Source organism: Novosphingobium sp. HNCC26BN242 (genome assembly GCF_057180525.1).
Genome location: NZ_JBXUGM010000003.1, coordinates 130,120 through 144,588, shown reverse-complemented (window position 1 = coordinate 144,588; position 14,469 = coordinate 130,120). Strand labels below are relative to the sequence as shown.

Genomic DNA, 14,469 nt, shown 5'->3' with positions numbered 1-14,469 from the left:
AGCCAGTCCAATTTATGGCAGATTTCCGGGGTTTTTCAACCAAACGCGGGCATTGGCGAATGGGAAAATGGTGCCGCTTAGGTGATTCGAACACCTGACCCCATCATTACGAATGATGTGCTCTACCGACTGAGCTAAAGCGGCCTGCCCTTGGGCAAGGGCGGCGTTTAGCCAGCGGTGGGGGGCTAGGCAAGAGGTTTTCCGCTAGTCGCGTGAAAGGTTTTGGCTCCACGTGCTGATGGCAGCTACCATCGCGGTGCCGACTTGAGCCAACTCCTCCTCGCTGATCGTCAGCGGTGGGGTGGTGTAGAGAATATCGCGGAAGGGGCGCAGCCAGACGCCGCGTTCAATGCAGGCGGCCGACAGCTGGTCAGCGGGCGCGGGTCGATCGAGCTGGACCACGCCAATACCGCCACGGGTGCGCACGTCCTTTACGCCGGGAAGGCCACGCAGCGGAGCCAGCATCAACTCCAGCTGCCGTCCTATTGCCTGAGCCTGCCCCAGCCTCGGTTCGCTTTCGAACAGGTCTAACGACGCGTTGGCAGCGGCGCAGCCCAGCGCATTGCCCATGTAGGTGGGGCCATGCATCAGTGCGTGCATCGGATCATCCGACAGAAAGCCATCGTGGATGCGTGTGCTGGCAATGGTGGCGGCCAGCGGCAGCGTGCCGCCGGTAAGCGCTTTGGACAGCGTGACGATATCGGGCTGCACGCTGGCGATCTGGCAGGCGAACATTGCATCGCCCAAACGCCCGAGGCCCACGAAAATCTCGTCAAAAATCAGCAGCAGATCGTGCTCATCGGCCAATCTGCGCAGCGCTTGCAGCGTGAAAGGATCGTGGAACACCATGCCCCCTGCCCCCTGCACCAGCGGCTCCACCACAATCCCGGCAAGTTCCCCGCGGTGGCGGGCCAGCACTTCGTCCAGTGCATCCTCTCCTGCCGCATCGCGGGGCAGATCGACCACAACCTGTTCCAGAAGAGCCCCTTTGAACAGGCTGTGCATACCCTCATCCGGGTCACACACACTCATCGTGGCAAAGGTATCGCCGTGATAACCGCCGCGAAAGCAGAGGAACTTTACCCGGCGCTGGCCGCGATTGAGCCAGAATTGCGCGGCCATCTTCATCGCCACTTCGACCGCGACCGAACCAGAATCGCTGAAGAACACGTGGTTGAGATCGCCCGGCAGCAGCGCGGCCAGACGGGTGGCAAGCGTGTAGGCCTGTTCATGCGCAAGGCCGCCCAACATCACATGCGGCAGGGTTTCCAGCTGCTGGCGCACGGCCTCTTCGATGTGCGGATGGCGATAGCCGTGGACGCAGGCCCACCAGCTGGAAATGCCATCAACCAGTTCGCGCCCATCGGCCAGTTTCAGCCGCACACCCTGTGCGCTGACAACGGGGAGCGGCGCGCGCGCTGTCTGCATCTGGGTATAGGGCAGCCACACGTGGCCGCGTCCGGTCCTGTACCAATCGGGGTGTTCGCTCATCCCCTTGCCCTGTCGTGCTTCACGCGCACGATCAAGCCCTGCGTTTGCCGCGAAAGCTCCAGCGGCCCGCAGTTTCCCACGGTCCGCCCCGATAATGGTGCAATTCAAGGCCCGTAAAGGCGAAGCTGCGGGGGAGAAGTTCTGCTGCCAGTTCCTGCTGCAACGCTCTTGATTGGGCGCGCAACACCTTGTTCTGCACAGTTACGTGGAGGCGCGGCACGCCCTGATCCTGTGCGGTCAACATGCCATGGAACATTTCGGCCATATGTGCGCGCAGATCGAGCATGGCGGGGCTGTGGATGGCTAAGGCCGTGCCGGTGGTCAGGTCCATCACGCTATCGATCCATGCCCCAACCGGTGCGACTTCGCTCGCCAATGCCGCCAAGAGCGTGCGCGCCTCGGCAAGCAGGCTGGGCGGGAGCGCGTGGAACAGCGTGACATGTGCTGCAAGTTGATTGCGTTCGGGCGGGTAGTGCATCTTGCGCAGGCGATCAGCCCAGCCCTGCACATCGGGCGGCAGAGTGGCGGTGATGACCAGAGGGGCGCGATCCGGGAGCATGGGCTTGCCTTGCACAAATCAGCGGCGCTGTTCGACACAAATCGCAAGGTGGCGGGAACATTCGGCAAAACCGCAAGTGTCCACATCAGCAGACGGTTCGGTACAGCCGCAATGTTCCCCGGAATCTGGACAGAGCGAACTCCAACCCAATGCCTCCGTAGACCTCCTTAGTATTCAATTCTTAAAATTGGAAGAAACTGCGAACCGTTTCGGAGAATTTTTCGCAACTGCACCTAAAGCTCACCACGCGCCTTTCGCAGGGCGAACCATTTGGCAACGTTGGCATTATGTTGTTGCAGTGTATCCGCGAAGACGTGCCCACCCGTGCCATCCGCCACCATAAAAAGTGCTGCCGTTTCGGCAGGATCGAGCACCGCAGCGATCGAATCCCGTCCGGGGTTGGTGATCGGCCCTGAAGGCAACCCGACCATGGTGTAAGTGTTATAGCCATTCACCGCCTGAATTTCTGATTGGCGGATGCGGCGGCCCAGCGGCTTGCCTTTGGTGATCGGATAGATGATCGTCGGATCGGCCTGCAGCAGCATGCCCTTGCGCACGCGATTGGAATAGAGGCCTGCCACCATGCGGCGCTCTTCGGGCTTGCCGGTTTCCTTTTCAACGATCGAGGCTAGAATCAGCGCTTCCTGCGGCGTCTTGGCGACCGTGCGGGGCGAACGTTTGGCCCACAGTTCGGCCAGCGTCTTTTCCATCGCCGCCTGCATGCGCTTCAGCACAGCGGCGCGGGATTGCCCCTTCTGCCAATCATAACTGTCGGGCAGGACCGAACCTTCGCTGGGCACAGGCACCGGACCGGTCAGATCCTTGTTGGCCATCAGCCGTTCGGCCACCATGATCGAGGGCATCCCTTCGGGGATCGTGATCAGGCGGCGGATGACTTTGTCGCCCTTGAGGATTTCAAGGATCGTGGATTCACTGGCGCCTTTGGGGATCAGGAACGCACCCTTGCGGACCTCGGTCCCGCCCCCCAACAGCCGCGCGCGCAGCTTGAACAGCGCGGCAGAGCGGATGGCACCCTGTTCAGCCAGATCATCGGCCAGCGCGCTAAGTCCCGCGCCCTGCCGCACATCGAATTCGATCTGCTGCTCAAGCGGGCCTGCCGCGATCCAGCCGCCCAGCAGCCATCCGGCAGCACCGACGATGGCAAGCAGCACGGCCAGCAGTGGCAGCTTCGAGCGACGACGGCGGGCCATCGGGTGCGTCTCCGGCCTTCTGCGCCCCTTAGTCTTCCACCGCCTTGACGATCACGCTGGCATTGGTGCCGCCAAAGCCGAACGAATTGTTCAGCGCCGCGCGCACCTTGCGGCGCTTGGCGACGTGCGGCACGAGGTCAACGCCCTCAGTACCTTCATCAGGATTGTGCAGGTTCAGCGTTGGCGGAACGATCTGGTCACGAATGGCCAGGATACAGAAAATTGCTTCCACCGCGCCTGCCCCGCCCAGCAGGTGGCCGATGGCAGACTTGGTGCTGCTCATCGAAGCGCCCGAAAGATCATCGCCCAGCACGCGCTTTACCGCGGCCAGTTCAATGGTGTCGGCCATCGTGGATGTGCCGTGGGCGTTGACGTAGTCGATATCGCCAGCCGTCATCCCGGCCTTTTTCAGCGCCATGCGCATGGCCAGTTCCGCGCCCTTGCCTTCGGGGTGCGGTGCGGTGACGTGGTAGGCATCGCCCGAGAGGCCATAGCCGACCACTTCGGCATAGATCTTTGCGCCGCGCGCCTTGGCGTGCTCGTATTCTTCAAGCACCACCACACCTGCGCCTTCGCCCATGACAAAGCCATCACGGTCCTTGTCATAGGGGCGACTCGCCTCGGTCGGGCGGTCATTGAAGCTGCAATTCAGGGCGCGGGCCTGTGCAAAACCCGCCACGCCGAGCGGGTTGATCGTGCTTTCCGCGCCGCCTGCCAGCATGATGTCGGCATCATCGTCGCGGATCATCCGCGCGGCATCGCCGATGGAATGTGCGCCAGTGGAACAAGCGGTGACGACCGCGTGGTTCGGCCCCATCAGGCCATACTTGATCGACACCTGGCCCGAGATCAGATTGATCAGGCGGCCGTGGACAAAGTGCGGGGAAACGCGGGCAGGGCCCTTTTCCTTCAACACAATCGATTCGCTTTCAATCCCCGGAAGGCCGCCGATTCCCGAACCGATAGAGCAGCCGGTGCGCATTTTCAGCGCATCGTCCATGTCGACAAGGCCAGCGTCTTCCAGTGCTTGTCCTGCTGCATCAATGCCGAAGACGATGAACGGATCGACCTGGCGCTGAATCTTGTGGTCCACGCGCTTGCTCGCATCGAAGCCATATTCATGGTCGGCAGGCTTCACCTCGCAGGCGATCTTGCACTTCTGGTCGCTCACATCGAACTTGGTGATCGGCCCTGCGCCGCTTTTGCCAGCGAGCAGGTTCTTCCACACGGTCTCCACATCAGCGCCCAGCGGGGTGACAAGGCCAAGTCCGGTTACGACGACACGACGCATTGAAATCTCCGGGAAATAAGCAAACAGGCCCAGCCCCTCGAAGAGGACTGAGCCTGCCGAAAAACTCCTCTGCCCGGCACAATGCGCCAAGACAGCCCTTCAACAAGCTCGGGGCAAAAGAGGAATGTGGGCAATCAGCCCTTGTTTTCGTCGATGTACTTGATCGCGTCCTGAACGGTCGAGATCTTCTCGGCCGCATCGTCAGGGATTTCGACGCCAAATTCTTCTTCGAACGCCATCACCAGTTCGACGATGTCAAGCGAGTCAGCGCCCAGATCATCGATAAAGCTAGCTTCTTCGGTGACCTTGTCGGCTTCAACGCCGAGGTGCTCGACTACAATCTTCTTAACGCGCTCGGCGGTATCGCTCATGGAAAGCCCCTTCGAAGGAAAGCGGTTGGTGTTCTTGTTTCGGGTTTCGCCCTAGTAAACGTTAGGCGCGCTGGCAAGGGGTGCGGTGAGGATCAGCCCACCACCGACCCTTCCCCCATCAGCTTTTGGTCTGCTCCACCACGCGGATGTTCAGTTCGCGCAGCTGCTTGAGTGCTGCGGGAGACGGCGCGCCCATCAGCAGGTCTTCGGCGCGCTGGTTCATCGGGAACAGCGTGATTTCGCGCAAGTTCTGCGCGCCACAAATGAGCATGACGATGCGGTCCACACCAGCAGCCATGCCGCCGTGCGGCGGTGCGCCATACTGGAATGCGCGGTACAGGCCGCCGAAGCGCTCTTCCACATCCGCTTTGGAAAGGCCGACGATCTCGAACGCCTTGACCATCGTTTCGGGCGACTGGTTGCGGATCGAACCGGATGCGATTTCAAAGCCGTTGCAGACCAGGTCGTACTGGAACGCATTGATCGTCAGCGGATCCTGATTGCACAGCGCGTCCATACCGCCCTGCGGCATCGAGAACGGGTTATGGCTGAATTCGACCTTCTTGTTCTCCTCGTCCCATTCATAGAACGGGAAATCGACGATCCAGCACAGCTCGAAAGCGTCCTTGTCGATCAGGCCCAGCTGGTCAGCCACCCGGGTGCGCGCTGCGCCTGCCAGCTTGGCGGCCTGTTCAGCCTTGCCCGCGGCGAAGAAGCAGCCGTCGTCCGGGCCAAGACCCAGTTTGTCGAACAGCACGGCCATTTTGTCCGCGCCATGGTTCTTGGCAATCGGACCCCCGAACACGCCTGCCTTGCGCGTGGCATAGCCAAGCCCGGCATGGCCTTCGGCGCGCGCCCAGTCGTTCATCTCGTCAAAGAACTTGCGGCTCTTGTCGGCGGTGTTCGGCGCCGGGATCAGGCGGACGGTGCCGCCGCCGCCGACGATCTTTTCGAACAGGCCAAAGCCGGATTCACGGAACTCTTCAGACACTTCGCGAATGATGATCGGGTTGCGCAGGTCCGGCTTGTCCGAACCGTACTTCAGCATCGATTCGGCATAAGGAATGCGCGGGAAGCTGCCGGTAGGCGTTACCTTGCGGACTTTTCCGTCCCTAGCGGCGAACGCCTCGAACACCCCGCCGATCACCGGCTCCATCGTCTCCCACACTTCTTCCTGCGTGACGAAGCTCATCTCCAGATCAAGCTGGTAGAACTCGCCGGGCAGACGGTCGGCGCGCGGGTCTTCGTCGCGGAAACACGGCGCGATCTGGAAATAGCGGTCAAAGCCCGCCACCATCAACAGCTGCTTGTACTGCTGCGGCGCTTGCGGCAGCGCATAGAACTTGCCCGCATGGATACGGCTCGGCACGAGAAAGTCGCGCGCGCCTTCGGGGCTGGATGCGGTCAGGATAGGGGTCGAATATTCGGTAAACCCAGCGCCTTCCATGCGGCGGCGCATGTCCGAGATGACCTTGGTGCGCGTCACGATATTGGCGTGCAGCGTCTCGCGCCGCAGATCGAGGAAGCGATAGCGCAGACGGATGTCTTCGGGATATTCCTGCTCACCCGCCACCGGCATCGGCAGTTCTTCTGCTGCCGAAAGCACCGTGGCCCCGCGCGCATAGACCTCAATCGCGCCAGTCGGCAGGTTCGCGTTGACGGTGCTGTCGGAGCGCGCCTTCACATCGCCATCGATGGTGACCACCGATTCCACACGCAACCCTTCGAGGATCGCCAGCGCCGGGCTGTCCACATCGGCGACGATCTGCGTCATGCCATAGTGATCGCGCAGATCTACGAACAGCACGCCGCCGTGATCGCGCTTGCGGTGCACCCAGCCTGAAAGGCGGACGGTCTGCCCGACATCGCTGCGCGTCAGCGCGCCGCAGGTATGGGAACGATAAAGGTGCATCGAAACTCTTTCCATTCGGTCTGCAATCGGGCAGGGAAAACACACGCGGCTAACAGGCGATGGCTGCGGATTTGTCAAGCCACGGCCCAGTTGCAGGCCAAGGCGACGTCCCCGGCAGGGGGCACCACCGGGCCGCTTTAACAGGCGCGCCATACAGAAAAGACCGATGAAGATACATCCCCTCATCACCACGACAGAAGCGCTGACCGAGCTGTGTGAGCGTCTGTACAAGGCCGATTTCATCACCGTCGACACCGAGTTCATGCGCGAGAACACGTTCTGGCCGGAACTGTGCCTGGTGCAGATCGCCGATGACAAGGAAGCCGCCGCGATTGATCCGCTGGCTCCGGGCATCGATCTGAAACCGCTGCTCGACCTTATGTGTGACAATGAAGACGTGCTCAAAGTCTTCCACGCGGGTGGGCAAGACGTCGAAATCATCTACAACCTCACCGGAAAGACCCCGCACCCGATCTTTGACACGCAGATCGCCATGATGGCGGTCAGCCAGTCCGAACAGATCGGCTATTCCAACCTTGTGGAGAGCTGGCTCGGCCTCACCATCGACAAGGGCGCGCGCTTTACCGACTGGTCGCGCCGCCCGCTGACCGAACGCCAGATCGAATATGCCATTGGCGATGTGACCCACCTTTCCAAAATCTTCCCCAAGCTGCTGAAGCGCCTGATCAAGACCGGGCGCGGGGCGTGGCTGGATATCGAGATGGAAAAGCTGGCCGACCCGGAGAACTACCGCGTCGACATGGACACCGTGTGGCAGCGCATCCGCGCGCCCAGCCGCAACACCGCTGTGCTGGGCCGCCTCAAGGCTCTTGCCGCATGGCGCGAACGCGAAGCCATCGACAAGAACATTCCGCGCGGGCGGATCATGCGCGATGAAACGCTGGCCGATATCGCCAGCCATCCCCCACGCGATCAGGCTGATCTTGCCAAAGTGCGCGGGCTTTCTGCCGGATGGAAGGAAAACGACATCGGCCGCCGCCTGATGCAGACGCTCGCCGATGCCAAACCGCTGACCGATGCCGAAATGCCGCCCAAGGCCCCGCGCGGTGCCCCCTTGGGCAAAGAAGGCGCACTGGTCGCCGACTTGCTCAAACTGCTGCTGAAGATCCGCAGCCGCGAGATCGACATCGCCGCCCGCCTGCTCGCCCGCACCGATGATCTGGAACTGCTCGCCGCTGGCCAGCGCAAGAACCTGTCGATTCTCGAAGGCTGGCGCTACGAACAGTTCGGCCGGGATGCGCTCGATCTGGTCGAGGGCAAGCTGGCTTTCGCAGTGGTGAACGGCAAGCTGAAGATGACGCACATCGATGATGTGGTTGAAAAGGGTGAAGTGACCGAACCCGAGGGTGCGGTGGAGGAATGATCCTTCGACAGGCTCAGGATGAGCGGGCTTCGACAGGCTCAGGATGAGCGGATGTTGGGATGACAAGCTCCGCACGTGCAGATGTTGTGATTTGCTGCGTAGGCACTAGGTCTACTCCCCAACCCCGCTCGTCCTGAGCCTGTCGAAGGACGCTGGCACCACGCCCGGACTGAAAATGCGATGAGCACCTACCTGCCCACTCTCAAGCAGTTGCAATACCTCGTCGCGCTGCACGAACACGGGCATTTCGGCCGCGCTGCCGATGCCAGTTTCGTCTCGCAATCGACGCTCTCGGCGGGCCTGCGCGAACTGGAATCGCTGCTGGGCGTGGTGCTGGTCGAGCGTACCCGCCGCGTCGTGCGCTTCACCCCGCTCGGCAATCAGGTGGTAGCCAAAGCGCACCGCCTTTTGCGCGAGGCTGAGGAGCTTTCCGAACTGGTGCAAAGCCACGGCGCGCCGCTGGCGGGCGAATTGCGCATGAGCGTCATCCCCACCATCGCCCCATTCCTGCTGCCGCGGATGCTGCCCCGGTTGCGCAAAGAGCGCCCGCAGTTGAAGCTGTTCCTGCGCGAGGAACCCAGCGCCGCCGCTATCGAATCACTCCACCATGGCCGCGCCGATTGCGTGCTTCTGGCGCTGCCTTTTGCCACGGGCGAAGTGGAAGCCGAGGTCCTGTTCAAGGACGAACTCTTCGTCGCCTTCCCCAAGGACGACCCGCGCGATCCGCCCGCCACGATCACGGCCAACCTGATCGACGAGACACGGCTCTTGCTGCTCGAAGACGGGCACTGTTTGAAAGAACATGTGCTGGCCGCCTGCAACCGGCCCGAAATGCGGGCCAGCGCAACGATGATCGGCACGTCCTTGCACACACTTGTACAGATGGTCGACAATGGCCTTGGCCTGACAATGTTGCCGCAAATGGCCATCGATGCAGGTATCCTGCATGATACCAATATCGTCGTCCGCCCCCTGACCTCCGACCACGCCTGGCGCGACATCGCGCTGGTGTGGCGCAAAAACAGCCCGCGCGCCGAGGAATTCCGGATGCTGGCGCGTGAATTGCGGGCGGGTTGACAGAACATGCAGCCGCAAAACAAGCAGCGCTCCGAAGCTACCGCAAGCAAACAATTGCAGGCAAAACGCTGGCAATTTGCAAATCGCGAAGCAGTGGAAAGTTCAAATGCCTTTGTAGAGCGCCACGGACTTCCTCTGGCAAAATACCGCCAGTTCTGACCCCTCAATCCATGTGCTTCAAACCGACGCGCAAGTAATCCCAGCCCGTTATCACCGTCAGCACAGCCGCCGCCCATAGCGTGGTCAGGCCCACGGTGTGCGGCACATTCACTTCAATGCTGCCGATGGACATGAGCCAGCCCGGCAGCGCCTGCCCAAGGATCAGTGCGCCAAGGCAGATCATCTGGAACGTGGTTTTCCATTTTGCCAGACGGCTGACCGGCACCGACACCTGAATGCCGCCAAGGAATTCGCGCAGGCCCGAAACGGCAATTTCGCGCAGCAGAATGATCAAACCTGCGATCACATGCATGTCGCCCACATACGGCCCACGCAAAATGCCCTGCGCGGTCAGCACCAGAATAACGGCCACCACCATGATCTTGTCGGCAATCGGATCAAGGAAAATGCCCAACTTGCTGACCGCACCTTGCGCACGGGCAAGGTATCCGTCAAAGTAATCGGTGATGCCCATCAGGCAATAGACGCCGAATGCAAGGCCATAGCCCAGCCGCCATTCCGGCCACCACAGCAGCACCGCAAGCAGGGGGACAGTCACAATCCGCGACAGCGTGAGCAGGTTTGGCAAGGTCAGCATCGGCTTTGGCCATAGCGCGCAAATGCGACAAACGGAATCGCAACATTCGCAGCCTACCGCATGCAGGTTCAAAACTGCTTGCCCAAGCCCCTGACCGGGCTAAGGGTGGCGCGAGTAGAGATGCTGGCAACGGATTAAATGACAACATCGACGCATCTGGTGCGCACGCGCCGTTTCCTGCCCTTGTTCGTCACCCAGCTTCTGGGGGCTTTCAACGACAATCTCTACAAGAACGCGATGGTCCTGTACGTCGTGTACAACGTCTATAGCTCCGAGGCAGAAGAGGCGCGCTTTTCCGCGATTGCATCGGGCCTGTTCATCCTGCCGTTCTTCTTGCTGTCTGCGCTGGCGGGCCAATTGGCCGATATGCGTGATAAAGCCAAGATCATCCGCGTGGTCAAAGCGGCCGAGATCGCCATTATGGTGGTTGGCGGTGCTGGCCTGTTCATGGCGTGGCTGGGGATGGAAGTGCAATCCATCGCCATTCCGTTGATGCTGGCCGCGCTGTTGGCGATGGGCGTCCACTCCACGTTCTTCGGCCCAATCAAATACGCAATTTTGCCGCAGCACTTGCACGATAACGAGGTTCTGGCTGGCACCGGTCTGGTCGAGGCGGGCACCTATATCGCCATCCTTGCCGGCACAATTCTGGCTGGTTGGATTCCGGTAGAGGTTGCCGCAGGCGGGGTCGTGCTAACCGCGCTGATCGGCTATATCTCGGGACGGCAAGTGCCCCCTGCCCCGCCGCTGCAAGAAGCGCAAAAGATCGATTTCAACACGTTTACGGCCTCGTGGAACCTGATCCGCAATACAATGCGGCACCGCCAGGTGTTCATGGCTATCGTTGCCATCAGCTTTTTCTGGACGGTGGGCACCGTGCTGTTCATCCAGTTCCCACCGCTGGCCAAGAACGTGCTCTATGCCAGCAAGGAAGTGGCCAGCCTGTTCCTTGTGATGTTCTCGGTTGGCATCGCCATCGGTTCGATGTCGATCAACGCCCTGCTCAAAGGCACGGTATCGGCGCGCTATTCTCCGGCTTCGGTGATCGTGATGGGGCTGTTCGTTATCGCATTTTACGCGGTGTGCCGGATGTGGCCAGACATGCCGGGGCAGGCATTGATGGATGTGTCTACCTTCATTGTCCAGCCGCTCGCCATCCCGTTGCTGCTCAGCCTGCTGGGCATCGCGGTGGCAGGCGGCATGTTCGTTGTGCCGCTCTACGCCTTCCTCACGACGGTAGTCGACAAGTCCGAAACTGCCCGCACGATTGCTGCCAACAACATCGTCAATTCGGGCGCAATGGTTGCAGGCGCACTGATCGCCGGGGCCTTGAGCAGCGCGGGCGTGGCGCTGGTTGACCAATTGCTGCTCGGTGCAGCGATGTGCGTGGTTTCGGCGTGGCTCGGCTGGCTGCTTTACAAGGCCGAAAAGGCCGCGCAGGCCGCCTGAAGGTCAGGCGATAAACGCCATCACCGCCAGAAAGCAGGCGCAATAGGCGATCATGAAATCGCGCACGTCCTGCATGGTGATGCGTTTGAAATCAACGGGATCGGATCGCACATCCATATCGCGCAAGCGTTCTTCGGCTTTGCGCATGGCCGCAATCACTTCTGGCTCAAGCCTTGGCAGTTCGCGCAATGCATGTCGTGGCAGAGATGCGCGAAACGGGTGGCGGGCGGTGCCATAGGCGGCACCTGCGGCGGTTGCGAATGACCTGTTCATGCCATCTGCTTAACGCTTTCTTTACCTTTAGAAATGGCAGATTTCCGCCATCTCGGGATCGTTCCAACACGGGACAGAAGTTGCCTGGCCGATAAACGCGAAAGGCCGCCCCTTGCGGGACGGCCCTTTTTACGACTGGCGAGGGGAAGCTTGCGCCAGTCTTTTGTTCAAATTCAATCAGTCAGATGATGTCAGACGTTGTCGCCCAGCGCACCCTTGACCTTGCCCGCAACCTGCTGCGCTTCGCCCTTGCGCTCCTGCGCAAAACCGTCGGCCTGCAGCTTTTCATTGTCGGTTGCCTTGCCCACGGCCTGCTTGATGTTGCCGGCAGCTTCGTTGGCGAGACCCTTGGCCTTGTCGGTCAGTTCACCCATCGTGAATCTCCTTGATCTGTGGGGCAGAAGCGGTCCGCCCTCTCGGAGAATACTACGCGCAAAGGGGCAGGGTGGTTCCCGTCAAACGGCATCAGCCATTTTCAGGATCAGCGCCCACTCCTCGGGCCGCACCGCCCCCACCGACAAACGCGAAAGGCGAATCAGGTCCATCTCCTGAAGCTCCGGCGTCGCTTTCACCTGCTTGAGCGTCACGCTCTGCGGCAGCTTTGACACAGGCTTCACCTTCACCGCCGCCCATTTGCCTTCGGGGTCCGTCGGATCGGTCAATCCGCCCTGGCTGATCACAATCACGCCCACGATCTCGATGCCGATGTTCGAATGATAGAAGAACGCAAGGTCCCCGGCCTGCATCGTGCGCAGGTTGCGCGCGGCAAGATGGTTGCGCACCCCGTCCCACGTCCCTTCGCCCTCGGCCACCAGATCATCCCAGCCATAGACGTCGGGTTCGGACTTCATCAGCCACAAGTTGCGGCCAGTCGTATCTGCGATGTTGATTTTGGTCATGAAACCCCGCGCGTTTCCCGTTACAGGCAGGTCCATAGCGACAATTGTGCGAACTGGAACACCATGCCCCTTGATACACTGCCGGTTATTTCGCTGAACAGCGAGCCGCACGCCCTTTCGCGCGAATTGGGTGAGAGTTTTCAGACCTTTGGCTTTGCGATGGTGAAAGACCACGGCATCGACCCGGAACTCATCGCCCGCGCGTGGGACCTGACCGCGCAGTTCTTTGCCCTGCCCGAGGACGAAAAGCGCAGCTATGCCATTGCCGGTCTTGGCGGCGCGCGCGGTTACACGCCCTTCGGCACTGAAATTGCCAAGGGCGCAAAAGTCCATGATCTCAAGGAGTTCTGGCACGTTGGCCGCGATCTTCCGGCCGATCATCCGCTGGCCGCAATGTCGATGTACCCCAACATCTGGCCCACCCGTCCCGAAGGCTTCCGCGAGACATTCGAGGAACTCTATGCCGAATTTGACCGCGTCGGCGCGCGCATTCTGGCGCGGATCGCGGTTTGGCTGGGGCTGGATGAGCATTGGTTCGATCCGGCGATCGAAGACGGCAATTCGGTGATGCGTCTGCTCCACTACCCGCCCCTGCCCGCCGATGCGCAGCCCGGTGCGATTCGCGCAGGGGCGCATGAGGATATCAACCTGATCACGCTGCTGCTTGGTGCAGAGGAAGCCGGACTGGAATTGCGCACGAAATCAGGCGATTGGATCAGCGTATCGCCCCCCCAAGGCGCGCTGGCGGTCAACATCGGCGATATGCTGCAACGCCTGACCAACCACGTCCTGCCCTCCACAACGCACCGCGTACGCAATCCTGAGGGCGAGCGGGCGCGGCACAGCCGCTATTCGATGCCGTTCTTCCTGCACCTGCGCAGCGATTTCCGGTTCGAAACTTTGCCCGAGTGCATCAGCGATGAAAATCCAGACCGCTATCCGGTGTCCATCACCGCCGACGATTACCTGCAGGAGCGTCTGCGCGAGATTGGATTGAAGAAGTAGCTTTCAGCGGTGCGCTCAGGACGTCTTGCTGCGTCTTGAGCGCACTCAGGCGCAGCTAGGTGCGTCTAGGTGCACTTCAGGAATCGTAGCCTGATTGACGCGGTAAAACGCAAAAAGCCGCCCGAAGGCGGCTTTTCTGGTGAAATGGTGGAGCCTAGCGGGATCGAACCGCTGACCTCCTGCATGCCATGCAGGCGCTCTCCCAGCTGAGCTAAGGCCCCATATTTCTAACAGCTGCGGTGGGAAGCAGACTGTTCCGGCGGGTAGGCCCTGCCGGGAGCCGCGCCTCTAAGGGAAGGCTTCCCGGCTGACAAGACCATTTTTTGACGCCGGATGATTTTTCGGAGCCAGCCTGCCTGGCCAGCTCCGAAATGCGTTACACCCAGAGATCAAACTTCGTCGTCGTCGCCGCTCTGACCCGGAACGCCCAGATCATCGTCGCCGCCAAGATCGACGTCGTTGTCGGGCGAATCGCCGTCCTCGTCGATGTCCAGATCTTCGTCGGCCAGATCGACGTCGGGCACAGCGTCAACCTTCTCCTTCTGGATCTCCTCGTAGGGGATCGGCTGCTTCGACTTCAGCACCGGCTCGGCGGTCCAGGTGTATTTGCATTCGACGCAGGTGATCGGGTCGGTGTTGCCCAGATCATAGAAGCGGGTGCCACACTTCGGACAACCGTGCTTGGCGCCCCATTCCGGCTTGACCATGAAACTTCCTCAAGACTGGCCCGGCACGACAAGATTTCGCGCGGGCGGAGAAACTGCACGCTTGATGGGTCCGCAGCTTCGCG

General features: G+C 60.9%; 16 protein-coding genes and 2 tRNA genes. 5 read left to right on the top strand and 13 right to left on the bottom strand.

Going from position 1 to position 14,469, the window contains the following annotated elements; all coding sequences use genetic code 11:
* Window positions 1-68: 68 nt before the first annotated feature.
* From AC2A1F_RS12845 to aspS, 7 genes are all read right to left on the bottom strand, one after another.
* A tRNA-Thr gene (locus AC2A1F_RS12845) sits at window positions 69-144 on the bottom strand.
* Window positions 145-204: 60 nt separating this feature from the next.
* Window positions 205-1,491 carry an adenosylmethionine--8-amino-7-oxononanoate transaminase gene (locus AC2A1F_RS12840; protein ID WP_484209170.1) on the bottom strand — a complete coding sequence of 429 codons (1,287 nt, stop codon included), beginning with the start codon at window positions 1,489-1,491 and terminating at the stop codon, window positions 205-207.
* Window positions 1,492-1,522: 31 nt separating this feature from the next.
* The gene (locus AC2A1F_RS12835; protein ID WP_484209169.1) at window positions 1,523-2,050 is read right to left on the bottom strand and encodes a 2'-5' RNA ligase family protein; all 528 of its coding nucleotides are present in this window, start codon (window positions 2,048-2,050) and stop codon (window positions 1,523-1,525) included.
* Between the two features lie 233 nt (window positions 2,051-2,283).
* Entirely contained in the window at window positions 2,284-3,261 is a 978-nt protein-coding gene (gene mltG / locus AC2A1F_RS12830; protein WP_484209168.1) for an endolytic transglycosylase MltG, read from the bottom strand.
* A gap of 28 nt (window positions 3,262-3,289) precedes the next feature.
* Window positions 3,290-4,552, bottom strand: coding sequence for a beta-ketoacyl-ACP synthase II (fabF, locus tag AC2A1F_RS12825; protein ID WP_484209167.1), 1,263 nt, complete (start codon window positions 4,550-4,552; stop codon window positions 3,290-3,292).
* 134 nt (window positions 4,553-4,686) lie between these two features.
* Window positions 4,687-4,923, bottom strand: coding sequence for an acyl carrier protein (locus tag AC2A1F_RS12820; protein WP_292624576.1), 237 nt, complete (start codon window positions 4,921-4,923; stop codon window positions 4,687-4,689).
* Window positions 4,924-5,041: 118 nt separating this feature from the next.
* Window positions 5,042-6,835: an aspartate--tRNA ligase gene (aspS, locus tag AC2A1F_RS12815; RefSeq protein WP_484209166.1), complete on the bottom strand. Its 1,794-nt coding sequence runs from the start codon at window positions 6,833-6,835 to the stop codon at window positions 5,042-5,044.
* 166 nt (window positions 6,836-7,001) lie between these two features.
* On the opposite strand from aspS, the gene rnd reads away from it, so the two are divergent.
* From rnd to AC2A1F_RS12800, 3 genes are all read left to right on the top strand, one after another.
* On the top strand, window positions 7,002-8,219 hold the full coding sequence (gene rnd, locus AC2A1F_RS12810; RefSeq protein ID WP_484209165.1) for a ribonuclease D: 1,218 nt from the start codon (window positions 7,002-7,004) through the stop codon (window positions 8,217-8,219).
* Window positions 8,220-8,399: 180 nt separating this feature from the next.
* A complete protein-coding gene (locus tag AC2A1F_RS12805) occupies window positions 8,400-9,296 on the top strand; it encodes a hydrogen peroxide-inducible genes activator (protein ID WP_484209164.1) in 897 nt (298 codons plus the stop codon).
* 6 nt (window positions 9,297-9,302) lie between these two features.
* Window positions 9,303-9,455, top strand: a complete 153-nt coding sequence (locus AC2A1F_RS12800; protein WP_484209163.1) for a type II toxin-antitoxin system CcdA family antitoxin — start codon at window positions 9,303-9,305, stop codon at window positions 9,453-9,455.
* A 4-nt stretch (window positions 9,456-9,459) separates the two neighbouring features.
* Here the strand turns inward: AC2A1F_RS12800 and pgsA are convergent, their stop codons facing one another.
* Window positions 9,460-10,053 (bottom strand): CDP-diacylglycerol--glycerol-3-phosphate 3-phosphatidyltransferase, encoded by a 594-nt coding sequence (pgsA, locus tag AC2A1F_RS12795; protein WP_484209162.1) that lies wholly within the window; start codon window positions 10,051-10,053, stop codon window positions 9,460-9,462.
* Window positions 10,054-10,191: 138 nt separating this feature from the next.
* Here pgsA and AC2A1F_RS12790 point away from each other — a divergent pair, with 138 nt between their 5' ends.
* The gene (locus AC2A1F_RS12790) at window positions 10,192-11,502 is read left to right on the top strand and encodes an MFS transporter (RefSeq protein WP_484209161.1); all 1,311 of its coding nucleotides are present in this window, start codon (window positions 10,192-10,194) and stop codon (window positions 11,500-11,502) included.
* A gap of 3 nt (window positions 11,503-11,505) precedes the next feature.
* Here the strand turns inward: AC2A1F_RS12790 and AC2A1F_RS12785 are convergent, their stop codons facing one another.
* From AC2A1F_RS12785 to AC2A1F_RS12775, 3 genes are all read right to left on the bottom strand, one after another.
* Window positions 11,506-11,775 (bottom strand): hypothetical protein, encoded by a 270-nt coding sequence (locus AC2A1F_RS12785; RefSeq protein WP_484209160.1) that lies wholly within the window; start codon window positions 11,773-11,775, stop codon window positions 11,506-11,508.
* Window positions 11,776-11,966: 191 nt separating this feature from the next.
* The gene (locus AC2A1F_RS12780; protein WP_484209159.1) at window positions 11,967-12,149 is read right to left on the bottom strand and encodes a CsbD family protein; all 183 of its coding nucleotides are present in this window, start codon (window positions 12,147-12,149) and stop codon (window positions 11,967-11,969) included.
* An 81-nt stretch (window positions 12,150-12,230) separates the two neighbouring features.
* Window positions 12,231-12,674, bottom strand: a complete 444-nt coding sequence (locus AC2A1F_RS12775) for an EVE domain-containing protein (protein ID WP_484209158.1) — start codon at window positions 12,672-12,674, stop codon at window positions 12,231-12,233.
* Window positions 12,675-12,737: 63 nt separating this feature from the next.
* Here AC2A1F_RS12775 and AC2A1F_RS12770 point away from each other — a divergent pair, with 63 nt between their 5' ends.
* Complete coding sequence (locus AC2A1F_RS12770) at window positions 12,738-13,679, top strand: isopenicillin N synthase family dioxygenase (protein WP_484209157.1); 942 nt, start codon at window positions 12,738-12,740, stop codon at window positions 13,677-13,679.
* A gap of 145 nt (window positions 13,680-13,824) precedes the next feature.
* Here AC2A1F_RS12770 and AC2A1F_RS12765 read toward each other — a convergent pair.
* Window positions 13,825-13,900: transfer RNA gene (locus tag AC2A1F_RS12765), tRNA-Ala, on the bottom strand.
* Between the two features lie 168 nt (window positions 13,901-14,068).
* Window positions 14,069-14,386, bottom strand: coding sequence for an FYDLN acid domain-containing protein (locus tag AC2A1F_RS12760; protein WP_292632198.1), 318 nt, complete (start codon window positions 14,384-14,386; stop codon window positions 14,069-14,071).
* Between the last annotated feature and the right edge of the window lie 83 nt (window positions 14,387-14,469).